Annotated in this window: 15 protein-coding genes; 6 read left to right on the top strand and 9 right to left on the bottom strand. The window is 60.2% G+C overall.

What is annotated here, in order from left to right:
• Window position 1: 1 nt before the first annotated feature.
• The 4 genes from ABF859_RS05390 to ABF859_RS05375 form a co-directional block, all read right to left on the bottom strand.
• A complete protein-coding gene (locus ABF859_RS05390; RefSeq protein ID WP_415526758.1) occupies window positions 2-535 on the bottom strand; it encodes a hypothetical protein in 534 nt (177 codons plus the stop codon).
• Between the two features lie 78 nt (window positions 536-613).
• The gene (locus ABF859_RS05385) at window positions 614-1,051 is read right to left on the bottom strand and encodes a hypothetical protein (protein WP_415526757.1); all 438 of its coding nucleotides are present in this window, start codon (window positions 1,049-1,051) and stop codon (window positions 614-616) included.
• 495 nt (window positions 1,052-1,546) lie between these two features.
• Complete coding sequence (locus ABF859_RS05380) at window positions 1,547-1,882, bottom strand: hypothetical protein (protein WP_415526756.1); 336 nt, start codon at window positions 1,880-1,882, stop codon at window positions 1,547-1,549.
• Between the two features lie 2 nt (window positions 1,883-1,884).
• The gene (locus ABF859_RS05375; protein ID WP_415526755.1) at window positions 1,885-4,041 is read right to left on the bottom strand and encodes a phage/plasmid primase, P4 family; all 2,157 of its coding nucleotides are present in this window, start codon (window positions 4,039-4,041) and stop codon (window positions 1,885-1,887) included.
• A 306-nt stretch (window positions 4,042-4,347) separates the two neighbouring features.
• Here ABF859_RS05375 and ABF859_RS05370 point away from each other — a divergent pair, with 306 nt between their 5' ends.
• From ABF859_RS05370 to ABF859_RS05350, 5 genes are all read left to right on the top strand, one after another.
• The gene (locus tag ABF859_RS05370; protein WP_415526754.1) at window positions 4,348-4,659 is read left to right on the top strand and encodes a hypothetical protein; all 312 of its coding nucleotides are present in this window, start codon (window positions 4,348-4,350) and stop codon (window positions 4,657-4,659) included.
• Complete coding sequence (locus ABF859_RS05365) at window positions 4,580-4,876, top strand: energy transducer TonB (RefSeq protein ID WP_415526891.1); 297 nt, start codon at window positions 4,580-4,582, stop codon at window positions 4,874-4,876. The genes ABF859_RS05370 and ABF859_RS05365 overlap by 80 nt, the downstream gene beginning before the upstream one ends.
• Window positions 4,877-5,002: 126 nt before the next feature.
• Complete coding sequence (locus tag ABF859_RS05360; RefSeq protein ID WP_415526890.1) at window positions 5,003-5,464, top strand: hypothetical protein; 462 nt, start codon at window positions 5,003-5,005, stop codon at window positions 5,462-5,464.
• A 116-nt stretch (window positions 5,465-5,580) separates the two neighbouring features.
• A complete protein-coding gene (locus ABF859_RS05355; RefSeq protein WP_415526753.1) occupies window positions 5,581-6,210 on the top strand; it encodes a DUF1269 domain-containing protein in 630 nt (209 codons plus the stop codon).
• Between the two features lie 72 nt (window positions 6,211-6,282).
• Window positions 6,283-7,293 carry a DUF6624 domain-containing protein gene (locus ABF859_RS05350; RefSeq protein ID WP_415526752.1) on the top strand — a complete coding sequence of 337 codons (1,011 nt, stop codon included), beginning with the start codon at window positions 6,283-6,285 and terminating at the stop codon, window positions 7,291-7,293.
• Window positions 7,294-7,350: 57 nt separating this feature from the next.
• Here ABF859_RS05350 and ABF859_RS05345 read toward each other — a convergent pair whose 3' ends face one another.
• Complete coding sequence (locus ABF859_RS05345) at window positions 7,351-9,279, bottom strand: glycoside hydrolase family 32 protein (RefSeq protein ID WP_415526751.1); 1,929 nt, start codon at window positions 9,277-9,279, stop codon at window positions 7,351-7,353.
• Between the two features lie 88 nt (window positions 9,280-9,367).
• On the opposite strand from ABF859_RS05345, the gene ABF859_RS05340 reads away from it, so the two are divergent.
• Window positions 9,368-10,390 (top strand): bile acid:sodium symporter family protein, encoded by a 1,023-nt coding sequence (locus ABF859_RS05340; RefSeq protein WP_415526750.1) that lies wholly within the window; start codon window positions 9,368-9,370, stop codon window positions 10,388-10,390.
• Here the strand turns inward: ABF859_RS05340 and ABF859_RS05335 are convergent.
• From ABF859_RS05335 to ABF859_RS05320, 4 genes are read right to left on the bottom strand one after another with little or no spacing between them, the layout of a single operon-like run.
• On the bottom strand, window positions 10,315-11,085 hold the full coding sequence (locus ABF859_RS05335) for an ABC transporter ATP-binding protein (RefSeq protein WP_415526749.1): 771 nt from the start codon (window positions 11,083-11,085) through the stop codon (window positions 10,315-10,317). The two genes, ABF859_RS05340 and ABF859_RS05335, sit on opposite strands and share 76 nt — an antisense overlap.
• 10 nt (window positions 11,086-11,095) lie before the next feature.
• Window positions 11,096-12,082 (bottom strand): FecCD family ABC transporter permease, encoded by a 987-nt coding sequence (locus ABF859_RS05330; protein WP_415526748.1) that lies wholly within the window; start codon window positions 12,080-12,082, stop codon window positions 11,096-11,098.
• Window positions 12,079-12,912: an ABC transporter substrate-binding protein gene (locus ABF859_RS05325; protein ID WP_415526747.1), complete on the bottom strand. Its 834-nt coding sequence runs from the start codon at window positions 12,910-12,912 to the stop codon at window positions 12,079-12,081. The genes ABF859_RS05330 and ABF859_RS05325 overlap by 4 nt, the downstream gene beginning before the upstream one ends.
• A 28-nt stretch (window positions 12,913-12,940) precedes the next feature.
• Complete coding sequence (locus ABF859_RS05320) at window positions 12,941-14,950, bottom strand: TonB-dependent receptor domain-containing protein (RefSeq protein WP_415526746.1); 2,010 nt, start codon at window positions 14,948-14,950, stop codon at window positions 12,941-12,943.
• Between the last annotated feature and the right edge of the window lie 82 nt (window positions 14,951-15,032).

Here is a 15,032-nt window from a genome sequence, read left to right as displayed (position 1 = left end):
TTCAGAGACTCCACGCACCAGGCGAAACATGCGCGGCCAATGTCCGAGAAACGCGAGCAAAAATAGGATCAACAGGCAGCACGACGAAAGCATGCCCCCAAGTCAGCCCGCACAAATTCGCCGCTGCCTGAAGCGTGGAAACATTGAGTGTGTTCACAACCACACCCACTTCAGTACCTGCAAAATGTAGCAGGAACGTCGAACCTTTTATGTAAAGCTCCCCTACTTCACGTTTTGGACCGACTGTAGGATCTACATCCCCCATATCCGTGAAATTCAAGGCGATTGCTGCTGCCCGCTTGAGGGGAAGTCCCAAGCGCCCCAATTCTGCTGTTAGCGCAATGTGAAGCGCGCGCCGGAAGCTGTATCGCACTACCCCGCCACGGCCTGGACGTTCTTCAAAAGGATGATCCATCACGATGATGGCGGGAGACTTCGCCGTCCAATTCTTCAAAGTATCATAGGAGATTCCTGCGGCGGCGCAGACATGCGCAGCCGAGTAGAGAAGCTCCATAGGGTTTTCATGCGGCTTCATTGCCACCTCCATTAATCAACTCGATATGAGTGTAGTGTTAACACTACACTCATATCAACTTTTATGGTGGGACAATCGTCAGACGGCCAGAAGATCGCGCAAAATCGAGTTATAAGCTCGCACGTTCCAGAACTCGTCGGGATCATCAGCAATCCCTTCGCGTTCCCAGGACGCCATGGCTTTCGTCTTGGCACGCACACCGGCAATGCTCACGGCTGGCGTTTTGATGATCTGCTGGAACAGCGTGTTTTCGCGCTTGTAGAGCGCCGTGAAGATCGGCTCTGCCCGTTGCTCTTCCTCGTACGTATAGACGGGAGCATGAGCAGCATCGATCTTGTCTTGCAAAGCAATGAACTGCTCGCACAGCGCAATCAAATGCGCGTCCGATTTATGACCTTCCGGCTTCGCAGGTGCGGCGGACAGGCTTTCAGGCTTTGCGAGGGATGCGGTGGCGATGCCGCCAAGCAGGACGGTCCCGAGGGCCGGGAAAATGTCACGACGATTTACTGAGCGCATGATATGCGGCTCCCATGGCATAAATTGCCAGAGCCTGAACGGTTATCACACCGCACAAACTCCGGGGGGTGATAAACCTGGCCATAGTCAGGCCGGTAAGGCTTTAAGGTTGCCCTCTGGACATACCCTTACCGCCCCCGGAGCGAATTCTTTGTGCGGATTACTGCTCTCGTGCAGCGGCCGCTATGGCTTATCAGGAGTTATCAGGCTCCATGAACGAATCTGCCGATCCAGAGACACGCTGTCAACGGAGAAAAGAGCAGCGGCACCCTCTAAATCGAAGTAATCTGGAAAAGAAACGCCGTTGGCCCCTCACTCACCGAAGCGGCGAAGCATTCCCGAAACGCAGTCATTTTCTTACGACCTTCGGTTGTGTTTCCTGATTACTCTTTTGAATTCTTTGATTGTTTTCAAACATCAAGAAAAAATCTACGCGTGAGCCTGACGCGGTTCCGGTGCCCGCCCCTCGGCCATTACTCACCCTCCCCCCCGTTTTCAGTGCCCGGCCCGAATTCTGCGCGCCAGGCGACGGATGCGCCAGACTGCATCCGCTTTCGCCAGGTGAAAGGCTTCCGGGTCTCGATGGTCAGGTAGAAGCCGACAAACGGCCTCTGCAATCGCGTCTAATTCATCGCCTTGTGTCACATGTGTCAGATGTGTCGGATTTTCCCTATAACCCTTATATGCGCGCACGCGTGTAGGGCGATAATAGGTTTTATCTGACACATCTGACACACGTGACACAGGAATAAGTGAAAAATGGCTGTTTTCTGCCGTTTTCCCATTTCGTTCTTGTGTCGCATCGACTTTCATAAGCACCCGCCGTGTCATGGTTATTGATCCGCCCATGACATCGGCTTGACTTCCAAACCACGGAAACCACGCTGCCCACGTGAACCTTTTGGATTGCGACAAAAAACGAAACCACGCTTCTGCAAGGCGGAACTAAACCGCTTTGCAGACCCGATCTCTTCACCCGAACGCTTGGCGAATGCAGACCAACTTGCAAACAATGCCTGCGTCGTATCCTCACGTTCTGGCGATACATGACAGGCCGTATCGAGCCACTGGCCAAGCACGTCCTGCTCAGAGAAGTATTCCGCCGTAGCCTCCACGACAGCACGCGGACGGACCAGACCATTCATCTGCCAGTCATACGCGCCCTCAATCATCCAGCGCAGAATTGCGGGCCATTCATCACGCAACTTTGCCTCAAGGCGCGGATCAGGCGTGTCTGGCTTGCGCTCAAACCCGAGAATGTTGAACCGCCGTCGCATGGCTTCATCGACCGTGTGCAGGATCGGTTTATGATTCCCGACGATCATCAGCTTGAAGGTAGGCCGGTACTGAAAGAAGTCCTGACGCATGAACCGCGCCGTGATCGTATCGCCGCCCGTAAGCTGTTTGATCCGTGCTTCGGCCCATGGGCGGCCTTCTTCGGTTTCAGATGCCGTCACCAGACGCGCACCACGCAACATCGCTAGATCGGTAGGGTGACGATCCACGCCAGAAGCAACGAACGTCTCCATTGCAGCATTGCTTGCATAATCACCGAGGATGCCCGCAACGGTATTGATAAACACCGACTTGCCGTTTCCACCTGGACCATAAATGAACAACAGCGCGTGTTCCCGAGTATCGCCCGTCAGGCAGTAACCGCACCAGGCACGCAGAAAGCGGATCATCTCATGATCGCCCCCTGTTGCCTCGAACAGAAAGCGGTCCCAGATCGGGCAATTTGGCTGTTCTGCTGGTCGCACAGCAACATGCCGTGTGATATAATCTTCCTGACGTGCTGCTCTCGATTGCGTAGTGCGAAGGTCAACGGTTCCGTCAGGCGTGCCAAGCAAGAGCGGATCGGTGTCCCATATCGCGGAAGTAACCGCAAAGGCGCGTGCAGTCTGAGCAAAAGCCTCGACACCTCTTGCCGCACTTGCACGCGCCATGATCGCCGCAGTCTTTCCATCCGAATTTGATGACACCAGCTCACGGGCAATCGTTCGGCACCAGTGATAGGCCAGCCGCGTTTCTTCACGCTTCCAGTGAGAGCCAGCCCATTCAAACCATGCCCCGACATTGTGATCGTAGCGCAGCTGGTCCGCAAACCGGGCCTCAAATGCCAATGCGATGCCATCTTCTGTCGGTGGGAATGCAGAAATATCCACCTGAGCAGCAGGGGCCTTTTGCTCGCCTCTATCTGCCAGCCTTTGCAATTCCTGAGCCGTGCCGCCTTTCCGCAGCCAGTCCACAACATCGCCTTTGATCGGCAAGTCAGGCAGCGTAAGCACGCGCAGACGCCCAGCCAGCCCTGACAGGGCCTTGCAAACCTCGTCTGTATGCTTCCGGCCGGGATCATCATTATCCGGAATGACGACCACGCTCGCACCCTTCAAGGCCATGCCGTAATCATCATTCCATTTTCCAGCGCCACCAGGCGAACAGGTTGCCGTCAGGCCGATAGCTTCCAGAGCATGCACGCTCTTTTCGCCTTCAACGATCCAGACAGTTTCTCCCGCTTCCACGGCCTGCAAGACACGCGGCAGACGATAGAGAACGCGCTTTGCACCCTTAGCGCCCCATTTCCAGCCGCCTCGACCGTCAGGGGTCTGCTGTCTGAAGTCCTTTGGCTCAAGCCGGACGACACGAAACAGCACTTCTCCATCCGCCGACACATAGTCGTAATTTTCGACCACACGAGGCTTCGAGCGAGGCTGCTGGGCCCGTTCCGGCAAGAACCCACTGTCTCGCAGCCACTTTGCCGCTGCTGACTTGTCCAGGGACTTTTGCCGCATGACCAGTTCGATCATGCCGCCGCCAGTCCCGCTTTCATGGTCCTGCCAAACGCCTTTCTGCACATCGACAGCAAGGCTACCCCGCGAACCAAAGCGCAACTCCTGAGGTTTGGAGAGCTTCCGATTCGGACCACCTAAAAGAGCCAGCGCAACATCTCTGGCGTTCGCTTGAAAAGGCGAGCTTTGAACGCTGTTCATCTCCGCCTTCCGTTCAAAAAAGGTGAGACAAACAGAAGAGAACTTTCAATAGAAGGGCAGGAAGAAAGATCGCCCACTATCGCATAACTATTTGATTTTTGGGCCTTTATCGACGCCGCCCTTGGGCACCATCTTTCTCCTAAAAATTATCTTCTGGTTCAGCGCTTCACGCGAATGGCTGCCCCTGTCATAAAGCGATTCCCTCTGGCGTTCTGACGGCCGGATATTCCATGATGAGGCCGAGCAGACCATTGCTGTCGGAAACAAGCCTCATCTCTCGTACCCGGAAACATCGGGAACCGAAAAATGGACGATCCCTTTCCCCGGCATCACGGCCTTGACATTCTATTCCAGATGGAATCCGAACAGGTACCCCAGCCTGAACTCCAGCCCTGCCCTGAGCCTGATCCCAACGGGCGCCGTCGCCAGCCGCCAGTCTGGTTTTCCCTGCCCCTGCTCTGCATCTGTCTGTTTCAGGTTACTGTTCTGGTGCCGCAGATCGCCCATCTGAACATCGGCTCAGGCAGATTTTCGGCTTATCGGACCATCAGGACAACACCCACGCCGCCCGACTCAACCGCGCCGTTTCCGGTACGCCCCGTTATCCTCAGAACATGATCGACCGACATATCGAAGACCAGCCTGTACGATCGATGCACAGGGCCGTTCCCATGACTGTATGGTCCAGGAAGGGCATTACACAGAACTGAATCAGACCGCACTCGACTATGTGGTTCAGGCGTCCTATTTCCCCGCGATAAGAAACGGGCATCCCGTCAGTTCACACTACAGGATGCACTTCAAGTTCCTTATTCCCCAGACCGCTGAACCATAGCAGGAGCACGAATTATCCCTTCGGATGCATCCCAACCGGGGTCGGAGCGTTGTTTTCTCAAGCGTTAGTGCCACATGGGTTTCCACCCGCAGGAACTGACTACGAAAACAGACAGAAGGTTTCATGATGTCTTTCAATATCAGCCGCCGTGGCGTCGCCCTTGTAGCCGTCCTTTTCGGTACCGGCCTTGTCGCAACTCCTGCCGTACGCGCTGAAGATACGCTCGGCACCCCGGTCGGACACGTCACGCTCACTGCCCGTTCGGCAGATGTCGGCATCGGCTACACCTGGGGTGACGGCACACTGACCTATGGCCACCGCACCTACCACTTCAAGGTAACCGGCGGGAACATCGCCGCTGTCGGTTACTCGTCCCTGAAGGCCGAAGGCACCGTCTACAACCTGAACCACCTGCATGATTTCGACGGCAGCTATGGCGCCCTCGCTGGCGAGGCGACGCTGAACAAGGGTCTGGGGGGCGCTGTCCTGTCCAACAGCAACGGTGTGCGCATCAAGATCGAAACAGCGACGCAGGGTGCGCGTCTGGCTGCCGGGGCGCAGGGTCTGACCTTTACGCTGAGCAAGTAATCTGGTGTCCTCCTGACCGCAGCCTTTTACAGAGGCTGCGGTCACAGGCCGGACATTCCCCCGCGTGCCCCGCCTCTTCCACCCATTTTCCGCGGGGGAGCGGAGCGTGACAGACAATGGATACCAATATTCTTGTTCTCTCCTTCACCGAGCAGAGCAAGGCATTCCAGGCCTTTTCCGAACTGCGTGAACGGGCGGCGGACCAGAAGCTGGTTGTCATCAACGAGGCTGTCGTTGAGCGTACCACGGACGGCAACATCACCATTCATGACAACTGGGCCAATGGGTCTTCCGGCGAGCAGGTTCTGAACGGAACGCTTCTGGGGTCTCTCGTCGGGCTTCTGCTCGGGCCGCTGGGCGTGCTGCTCGGGGCGTCGATGGGCGCGCTTGTAGGGTCGAGCCTCTCGGTGGAGGACGCGGCCATCCGCAGCAGCCTTCTGGCGCAGATCGCCTCCGTCATTCCCGTGGGGACGACGGCCGTGATCGCGACGGTTCAGGAATATGTGCCGCAGGTCGTGGACGATCTGGCGGCGTCGCTGGGTGCATCGCTGGTATTGCGTCGGCCGATCGAAGCCGTGGAGCGCGAGGTTCTGGTCCAGCAGAAGGCGCAGGCCGCGGCAGCCGCAGAAGCCAGCCGTGTTCTGGTACAACAGCATTCGACCGAATGGCACGAGCGGATGGCCGACTGGCAGAAGCAGGTCTCGACCAGCCTTCATAATCTCAAAAACAAGATCACGGGCGGCTGAGACCGTTCCGCTCTTGATCTGAGCTCCTGACACGGGCCATCGTGACGAAACATTTCCTTACAGGATGTCGTCATGATGGCCCGTTTTCGTATGCTTTTCCTGCTGGCCGGTCTGGGGAGCTTTTCAGCAGCATCCGCGGCTCCTGCGCCGCCGCCCGTTCTGGCGCCGTTTATTCATGACGGCAGTTTCGAGCCTGGCGGTTACGGGTTTGTCCGGGGTGCCTTTCCGGGCGCGACCGCACAGCAGGTAACGGACTGGAAGGCCATTAAGGCTTATGGCAAGGCCTGCACGCATGATGCAGCACTCGTGCAGGATGCGGAGCTGAAAAAGCTCGGGATTATCGCGTCCGTTCCGAAAGATCGCGGTTATCAGGACCGGCTGTGCTCGCAGATCCTGGACGTCACCTCTGCGCCGGAAGGTTTTGCGAATTGGGAAGCATTCCGGACAGCATTGTCCCGCAGCCTTCCCTATTTCCAGACTTACGAGGCCGGGATCACGGCTTCAGTCAATGCCATTCACGGGGCAGAAGAGAACACGCTCGAAGAAGAGGCCACAGCACGCATCATTCCCGATCAGGCCTGGCGAGGGCCACTGGGAATGGAAACATTGGACACTCTGTCAGGAGTTGATGCCGATACACTCAGAATGTTGAAAAACCGTAGTGTATACAGCTTTGAAGATGTGGACTGGGACAACAGTCACTGGGCGCGCCATCTGCTGGAAATGAAGGGATGGTCAGCCGTGATAAAGGCAGGCCCAAGAACCGCAAAAATGGTCTGGCTGATAGTGCAGCATGCCGATGAGGATCCGGCCTTTCAGGCCAAAGCGCTGCGTCAGCTTGCGCCCTATGCGCGCGCTGGAAAATTCGCCAGGCCGGATTATGCATTGCTGACAGACCGGGTCATGCTGGCGACGGCAGGCAAGCAGCATTATGGCTCCCAGCTTTCGTGCCAGAACCATCACTATGCACCCTATTCGCTCGATGCGGGCGGCGACGATCCGAAGACGCTGGACAAACGGCGCGCAGAAATGGGGCTGTTCTCGGAAGCCACCTACCTCACCTATCTGCCACCCCATTGCTAAAGGGGTGAAGGGAGCAAGCCCCCTTCTCTATGCATTCGGGCTGGGGAGAGCCCTGCGTCAGACCGCCGTCGGACGGTCCATGGTCTTGCGCAGCGGATAGAGCGCCAGTTCCTCGATTGTCGCACCGGTATTGGTCGCCTGAAGGCCCAGCGTCGTCAGCGGATTGGCGGGGAAGACCAGGGTCGTGGCGACAGAGAGGCCGTCATTGGCGAAGAGTTCCAGCGCGCAGGCATCCAGCACCAGACGCAGCGAGAAGCGGCGGCTGTTGGCGATCAGGGGCGTGGAGAAACGCTCCGTGAAGAACGGCTGGGAGAAGCCGTGCAGGTCGCCGCGATCGAGCCAGAGCTGGCTTGAGAAAGCATCGAAACCGATGGAGAGGGACTCTCCCTGTCCATTCGAAAACACGATGACGAAGCGGCCCGCGCGTCCCTGTTCGCCGTCCGGCTGCGGGTTGCTGCGTTCGTCAACGGTGACGGTCAGGAGCAGTTCGATGGCGGTGCCGGTGGGGAGGGCAACCTGCACGCCACTCTGAGCGGCGATGCGCTCGACTTTGAACGGGATCTTCTCACCCCGGAAGGCTTCGAGCCCATAAGGGCGCTGAACCAGACGCAGCCAGTTCATTTCATCGCGGCGCAGGGACATGCGGCGCGGCAGCGTCATGAGACCGCGCCAGCTCCGGTTAGGGACTTCCTCGCAGTACTGCCAGTTGCCGAACCAAGAGAAATAGACCGCCTTGTTGTCCGGCATGCTGTCATAGACCTGCATGGCGTAGCTGTCCTTGGCGAAGTCCGTCAGGCCGATCACGGTGTTGTCGGGCGTAAAACGTTCGCCGTCGAAATCGCCCACGAAATACTGCGTGACGCTGCCGCCCAGCGGGCCACCCGGATTGACGGAGACGAACAGGACCCATCGCCTGCCTTTCTCATCGCCCTCGATGTCGAGTTCGATCAGGTTCGGACATTCATAGTCCACGCCGAACAGACCGGCGGGACCGAAGCTGCTGAGATGCATCCAGTGCAGCAGGTCGATGGAGCCGTAGAACAGCACTTTGTGAGCACGCGCGCTGACCACGACCATGATCCATTTGCCGCTGGCCTCGTGCCAGAAGACCTTGGGGTCGCGGAAGGAATTGACGCCGATATTCAGGATCGGGTTGTGGGCATAGTCGATGTAATGCTGGCCGCCATCGGGGCTCCAGGCGATGTACTGCGTCTGGCTCTGCGGTGTGGCACGGGTATAGATCGCAACCAGCCCACCGGGCATGGGTGGCAGTGCGGCTGGGGCGGCATGGGTTTCGGCACCGCTCGGAGGCGCATAGACCGTGCCAAACGGGGCGGACTCATTCGGGCCAAGCGCGGGCATCCGGTCGGGCGCGTAGGGCGTGTCAGATGTGGTTTTCCGCAGTTCCGGGGCGAGCGCCTGCACGGCGGCCTGCGTAGCCGTTGTGGTCGCCGGAGCAGCGGCGGGGACATCCGGCTTGCGGGGCGGGAAAAGGCCCGAGACGTTGTTACGGTCCAGCACGACGCAGCCGGTATAGGCCTCGCCCGCTGCCGTCTGGTCGATGGCAATGGGCTGATCCTGCCATGTGTAGAGATCCGTGCTGGTGGCATGGCCCCAGTGGACCCGGCCCGCATAGGGAGCGCTCGGGTCATACTGGTAATAGAGATGGTAGGTCTGGCCGTCGAAGATCAGGCCGTTGGGGTCATTCATGAAGCCGGTAGGCGGCGAGAAATGAATGGAGGGGCGGTAGAAGTAGTCGCTCTGGGTGCGGATGACAGGCTTGTTATTTGCGCCGGGCTGATCGGCGGGTTCGATATGCGCATTGCTCGGCTGATGGCCGTGGGACGTGAGCGTGTCTTTCGGCGGTTCATCGGTCGCGCCAGCCCTGCCGGTCAGTCGCAGGGTTCCGGCGACGGTTCCTGCGGCAAGAAGGGATGTCAGGGCGCGGCGGCGGCCCGGCGCAGGCAGGTCATTATGGTCTGTCATGGAGGACAGGATACATGAGATGCCCGTTTTCAGAAGACTGGCCCGGCATGACATTGCATGTCCGGTCCGAATGCGGACATAGTGCGGCATGAAGCGTCTCGACCCCTTTCTCCTCTCCCTGATCTGCGCAATCGTTCTGGCGTCCTTCCTGCCCTGCCGGGGGCAGATGGAGCACATCCTCCAGCACGTGGTGACGGTCCTCATCACGTTCATGTTCTTCTTCCAGGGCGCCAAGCTCGAACGCCACGCCATCGTGGAAAGCGTGAAGGACTGGAAGCTTCAGGGGAGCGTGCTGCTCTGCACGTTCGCGCTGTTTCCACTGCTGGGGATCGGGCTGCATCTGCTGTTCCGGACCATCTTCCCCGATGCGCTGTTCGGTGAGGAACTGTGGTCGGGCATCCTGTTCCTGTGCTGCCTGCCCTCGACCGTGCAGTCCTCGATTGCGCTGACGTCCATTGCGAAGGGCAATGTCCCGGCGGCGATCTGTGCGGCGACCGTTTCCAACATTGCGGGCATTGCGCTTACGCCGCTTCTGACCGGGCTGGTGCTCGGACATGTGGGGGCGGGACATTCGCCGCTGGAATCCGTACTGGATGTAGGCAAGGAACTGCTGCTGCCATTCGCGCTGGGACAGATCCTTCAGAAATGGGTCGGGCCGATCGTCCGGAAACACAAGATCCTGATCTCGTTCACCGATCGCGGGTCCATCATCGTGGTCGTCTATACGGCGTTCAGTTCGGCCGTGGTGGAGGGAATCTGGCACCGGGTTTCGGGTGCGCATCTGCTGGAAGTGGCGCTGCTCGACAGTTTCATGCTGGCGCTGGTTCTGGTGCTGTCGCATCTGATGGGCGACGGGCTGGGGCAGACGACGGAGAACAAGATCGCGCTCCAGTTCTGCGGCTCGAAGAAGTCGCTGGCGTCAGGCGTGCCGATGGCGAGCGTCATTTTCCCGGCGGCGTCGGTCGGCATCATCGTGCTGCCGCTGATGATCTACCACCAGATCCAGCTCTTCACCTGCACGCTGCTGGCCCGGCGTTATGGGCGTCGGGCGCTCGACACCAGCGACCAGGGCACGGCGACTTCGCCGCAGCGTCGCACGGCCACGCCGTAAACCTCGGCAAACAGGGCGTCCGTCAGAACTTCGGCAGGCGTGCCAAGACTGACGATGCGTCCTTTCGACAGCACGGCGATGCGTGTGCAGAAACGGGTGGCGAGCGCCAGATCGTGCAGAACGACGGAAACGGCTTGGCCCTGCGCGGCGCATTGGCCGAACAGGTCCATGACCGTCAGGGCCTGCGCGGGATCAAGAGCCGCGACAGGTTCATCCGCCAACAGGATCGGGGCCTGAACCGCCAGCGCACGGGCAAGCAGGACGCGGGCGCGTTCGCCGCCTGAGAGACGGGCCGACGAGCGGTCAGCGAACGCGCTCATCCCGACCGCATCAAGAGCCTGCTGCACGGCTGTTTCATTCTGTTCCGCCGAGGCCGTGCGACGATGGGGCAGGCGCCCGAGCATTGCGACATCCCGCACGCTCATGCCGATGGCAGCGGGCGCTTCCTGCGGGAGATAAGCCAGATGCCGCCCGCGCTGTTCGGGCGGCATGGTGAACAGATCCTGCCCATCCAGCAGGACGCGGCCAGTCTCGGGACGCAGCAGTCCGGCCATGATGCGCAGTAGTGTGCTCTTGCCCGCACCATTGGGGCCAATCAGGCCGAGGACTTCACCGGGACGGACGTCGAGCGCGATATCGTTCAGGAGCCTGTTACCCTGAAGGGTCAGGCTGATCGTGTCTGTCTGGAGGATCATGACGCGCTCCTCATACCGGTCGGCCACGCAGGCGCCAGACCTGCCAGAAGAAGACCGGCGTTCCGATCAGGGACGTCACGACGCCGAGTTGCAGTTCCGCACCGCTAACAGGTAGGCGCACGAACAGATCCGCTGCCAGCAGAAGCGCCGCCCCCCCCAGCGCGGACGGCAGCAGAAGACGGGACGGGCGCGCTCCGGCGAGCGGGCGCAGCAGATGCGGCATAACGAGACCGACGAACCCGATGCCGCCCGCGACCGCCACACCACTTCCGACCGCGAGCGCTGTTCCGAGCACAACGCGCCACTGCACCGCGCGCAGGGGGAAGCCCATCGTCTGGGCAACGTCTTCGCCAAGGGTCAGGGCGTCAAGAGACCGCCCGGTACTGAACAGCAGGGCCGAACCGATCAGAAGACCGGGGGTGGCGATCAGCACGTCATGCAGGCTGGCGCGGGACAGGGAGCCCATGAGCCAGTGCATGATTTCGTAAGACGCATACGGGCTCGGCACCAGATTAAGCGTCAGGGCCAGAAGTGCTGCACTCATGGAGCTCAGGGCCGCACCGGCAAGCACCAGAACAAGCGTGCCGCCTCGGGTCAGAGCCAGAAGCAGAAGCGTGGCGAGCCCGGCGCCGGACAGGGCCGCCAGCGGAAGGGCGGGCGCCCAGACTGCCGAGACGCCGGTGTAAAAAACCAGAACGGCCCCAAGCGCACCACAGCCTGAAATCCCCAGCACGCCCGGATCGGCAAGCGGATTGCGGACCAGTCCCTGAAGCGCCGCGCCAGACAGGCCGAGCGTTCCGCCGATCAGCAAAGCGAGGATCATGCGCGGCAGGCGGATCTGGCCGATGATGGTCGCGGCGATTGTCTCACGGCCATGCAGCATGTCAGACAGGCCCTGCACGACGCCGATCCCCGCCGGGCCTGCGGCCAGTGACAGGATAGCAAGGGCCAGAACCAGCGCACCCAGTACGGCGACGGTCAGAACATAGCGGCTCATGGCGGAAGCTCCGTGCCGGTCAGGCGATCATGCGCGGCGATCAGGGCGATCAGCGCATCGAGGGTGTCGGGCGTGCCGCACATGGTCAGCCGTCCGGGAAGCGCCAGAAGATGCGCACCCGTGAAGCGGTCCCGCAGGGCGGGATGATGCACCGCCTCTTCTGCCAGAGAGGCGCCTTCGGAAATCATGCCGGTCACCAGAATATCCGGCGGATGGGCGATCAGCGTTTCCAGCGCGATGGTGCCGTCGGGACGTTCGGAAGCCGAGAGGCGGAAGCCGGCGCGCTTCAGCAGATCGGAAATCAGGCCCCCCTCTTCTCCCGCAAGGTTCGCACCGATGACCGTGGCCGTCAGGATCTTTTCCGGATGGGCAGGACGGAGGCTTTCCAGACGCTTATCAAACACGCGGATCATGTCATCGCCGCGCGTGTCCTCGCCAATGGCATGAGCGACGGTACGGATCTGGGTCGGGATATCCGCCAGGGATGCGATGGACGGAAGCTGGACAAACGGGACGTGCAGGGCGTCGGTCACGAGCGGGACGGTCGGGCGGTGCCATGTGCCGTCCAGAACGACGTCCGGATGGGTGGCGACAAGGTTTTCGCCATCAGGACGCTGGACGGGATATGTCCCTGCGATCTCGCAGCGGACGGATTCCGCGCAGTCCGTGGCCAGCGGGCTGAGGCCGAGGATATGGGACGGGTCTGCCAGTTCGAGCAGAAGTTCGTCCGTACACAGGTTCAGGGAAACGATGCGGGTACGCACCGGACCGGCACAGGCCGATCCCGCAAAGCAGCCCGCCATCAGGCCCGATAGCAGCAGGGCTGCCATCGGGCCTGAAAGGACATGAAGGAACGCCTTAAAGGCCAAACGTCACACCGCCATAGAAGGATCGGCCCGGCTGGAGATAGCCAACCGGGTTTTCATAATACCGGTTCCCCAGATTGTCGCCACGCGCAAAAAGGGTGAGGAACTTCGCCAGCTTGTATTCCGCGGCGATGTTCACCGTGACGTAATCATGACCGATCGTGCTCATCGACGTATAGCGGTCGAGATCGTGCCAGCCGCTGACATAGAGCAGGCTCGGCGTGATGCTCAGGCGTTTGGTTGGCGTCCAGATGACGCTGGCCGTGGCCTTGTGACGGGGCCGACGCACGAGGGCCGCCCCCGTGCTGCGATCCGACGCATCCGTCCAGGTATAGGTGCCGCGCAGATCCACACTTTTGATGATGCGGTAATCGACAAAGGCCTCAACACCATGCGTCTGGGCGCGTGCGACGTTGACATAGGTGTAGTTGTAGCCCGACAGCGCCGTGTTGATGAGGTTCCGGACATGGTTGCCGTAATAGTCGGCCCCAAAGGTCAGCTTGCCATCCAGAAGGCGCTCTTCAAATCCAGCATCGAAGCCCAGAAGGCGCTCGGCCCGCAGGTTCGGATTGGCCAGAAAGTAATAGGCCGGATAGCTGACGAAAAGCTGGTTCAGCGACGGGCCGTGGAAGCCCGAGCCGCCACTGGCCTTCAGCGTCAGACCGGTACCGGGGATCTTCACGGCCGGGGCGACACGCCAGGTCACGTAATTGCCGTAACGGGAATTGTTGTCGTAGCGGATATTGGCCGAGCCGAAGAGAATGTCGTGCCAGTGACCCTCAAGCTGTCCCCACGCGGCATGCGTCGTGGTCTGGGCGGAGACCGGGGTCAGAATACGCTCGCGGATATAGTCATAGCCAACGAGGAAGGAGCCGTTATGGCCAAGATGGGTCAGGCCCTGCCAGTCCACTTTCAGACGGTCACCGCGGTTGGAGGCGATTTCCGGATCGCCGGCCGTAATGTCGTGGCGGCGATAGGTAACGTAGCCGACGCCCAGCGTCTGCTCGAAGACACCCTTGAAGGACTTCAGGTGCGCCGTGCCGCGCAGGATGGCCTGTTTGAGGTCGCTCTCGTTCTGCTGGGCTGACGGCAGCGCCGGATAGGAGCTGTAATCGTCGGCGACGTATTCGTAATCCGCCTGCGTCAGATGGGCCGTAAAGCCGAGATCAAAATTGTCCGTCACGTCATAACCGAGACGCACATTGGCCGTGCGGTTGTCGTTGCGGTTGGATGCAACGTCATGGTCGTGAACCTGCGCCCGGATGGCTTTCGGCACGGCCTGATAGTCGCCGACATGGTTGTGCGAGACTTCGACCATGTAGTGGAAACGATGTAGTGACCCGGAGAACCCCGCCGTCTGGTTCTTGGTGGAGTAGCTGCCACCTTCAAGACGGACAAAACCATGCAGCGGTCCCTGCCCCTGCTTGGTTGTCATGTCGATGACGCCGCCCATCGCATCCGCACCATACAGACCGCTCTGCGGACCACGCAGGATTTCCACGCGGGCCAGACCATCGGTGAGAAACTGTGCCGTATCAAATGCCCCGGCCGGAGTAGACGGATCATTGATGTCCATCCCGTCCAGACGCACCTTCACTTCATTCGAGTTGACGCCGCGCATGAAGATCGAACCCGTCCCGCCGGGGCCGCCCGTACGCACCATGTTCAGGCCCGGTTCACGCGCCAGAAGGTCGGCGAGATCGCGACGCTGGAGAAGTTCAATGTCACGCTGGGTCACAACCGTAACCTGCGAACCAACCTTGCTGAGATCCTGCGGAATCCGATTGGCCGTGACCGTGACCGTCTCGGGGAAGGAGGATGTCACGGCGGCCGGAGCCGTTGTCGAAGTACGGGCGGGAGCAGGAACGGATGCCTTGGGAGGAAGGACCGTCGGCGCCCTGGGCTTCTGCGGCGGTACCGGTGCCTGAGCCGGGGCGGACGCCAGCGCAGGCACGGCGACAAGCATGCTCGTCGCGAAAAGAAGGCAGGAAATACGGGGCATGATGCGGGTAGTGTCTCGTCGTTCTGCGTCGCCCTCAAGAAGGAGGCAGACCCGCAGAGACAGGGCCTGACCCGGCGTTCCG

The sequence above is a fragment of the Gluconobacter sp. genome (genome assembly GCF_047722525.1).
Taxonomy (GTDB): domain Bacteria; phylum Pseudomonadota; class Alphaproteobacteria; order Acetobacterales; family Acetobacteraceae; genus Gluconobacter.
This window is presented reverse-complemented; position numbering and strand designations above follow the sequence as displayed.